Below are 1,550 nucleotides of genomic sequence, written 5' to 3' on the forward strand. Positions count from 1 at the left end.
CAGAACTCTTTCGGATGGACGGTTTTCTTGGCTGTGGCACTTGTGATGTTTAGCGTGCAAACACTCCACCTTTCTGACTGGTGGATCGACGATGCAGGGATCACCTTTTCGTATTCCCGTTCTTTGGCTGAGGGCTATGGGATTACGTTCCAGCCGTGGCACTCCGCGGAAGAAGGTTACTCCAGTACTCTTTGGATGCTAATTCTAGCGCTTGCAGGAACTCTAGGGCTTGGGATTCCAGAAACCGCCAAATTTCTCGGAATAATTTGCGGCGGAGTGTCTGTAATTTTGGTGATTGTTGAAACACGTAGACGGAATGAAAATCTTATTTCCGCTTCCCTTTCTGTAGCTGTCCTGCTTACCGCGCCGTTTGTGATTTGGGCGGCTTCCGGTCAAGAGCACGCACTTCAGGCGTTGCTTCTTACTCTAGTAGCCCTTTCTTTAGGCAGACGCGGGTCATATCGATGGGGCATCGTTTGGTTGACCGTGTTGATTTTCGCTCGCCCAGAAGCGCCACTAATCGTCGCAGCATGTTTCTTCGCGGCACTGATTTTGAGCTTAAGGAACGGACAGGGTCTCAATATTTCGCAGAACTTGCCGATTGCGCTTGTGCCGTTCATTGCTTTTGTTTTGTTGATGCTGTTTCGCGTAGCGTACTTCGGCGACCCATTGCCCAATCCATTCTATGCAAAGACCTCAGGTTCCAGCGTGCTTACCCTTTTAAACCCTTTTGGCGGGGGCTGGAACTATGTGTTTGCATTCCTATCAAGCAGCCTAGTCGCTGTGGCGATACCTTTCCTATTTCTATCTGAGGCCCAAGAGAACAAAAACCGTTCTGCTTTTCTATATGCCGTACTTGCGGGGCACATGTTTTTTGTGATTTGGGCAGGGGGTGATTGGATGGGGCAGTACCGGTTTATTATGCCAGTGCTGCCAATAGTTGCGGTACTGGTTTCAGACGGGTTTACTCGTAACGTCAAACTCACGCTCCAACCCGCAATGGCAACGGTCGTATTCATTATCGTGACAGTCAACACGGTATTTGTGCTCAATGAGTTCAAGGCAAAGCCAACGACGCCTTTGTCAGTAGTATCCAGCATTGGCCGGGAGTTTGCAGATGTCGCTCGTCGCATGGGAATTGACGATCCTGTACTTGCTCACCATGATGCTGGCGCTATCGCATTTGAACGCAGCATACGACTAATTGATTTAGGTGGCCTCGTAAGCCGCGATATCGCGAAAAACATGTCAGATGCAGAGTTTTTGGAACAGCATGTCTTGATCGACAGAAGGCCTGACTTCATTTTTGGGGCGCACAATTTTGCTGCAACGTCCGGCTTTTTGGACACTGATACCTTCAAGAAAGAGTACATACCAATTTCATTCGTCGGTAAGCCCTATATGGCGTCCACATACTCGCACATCCGGCGCGACCAAATCTCGGATGCTCTCGGGATACAGGTCCGCAGGAACGAAAGTGGCGCGGTCATTGAGGTCGTGGTTGATCCTTAATTTAGCGTCTGACTAGAGATATTGACGCGGGTTGATGG

At 49.6% G+C, this 1,550-nt stretch carries 1 protein-coding gene; it reads left to right on the forward strand.

Annotated features, from left to right (window positions below; translation table 11 throughout):
• Nucleotides 1–1,512: DUF8728 domain-containing protein (locus AC2FNE_RS24610; protein ID WP_496806566.1), on the forward strand; the 1,512-nt coding region annotated here is incomplete at its 5' end.
• Nucleotides 1,513–1,550 lie beyond the last annotated feature (38 nt).

Source organism: Ruegeria sp. YKSD179 (assembly GCF_059612885.1).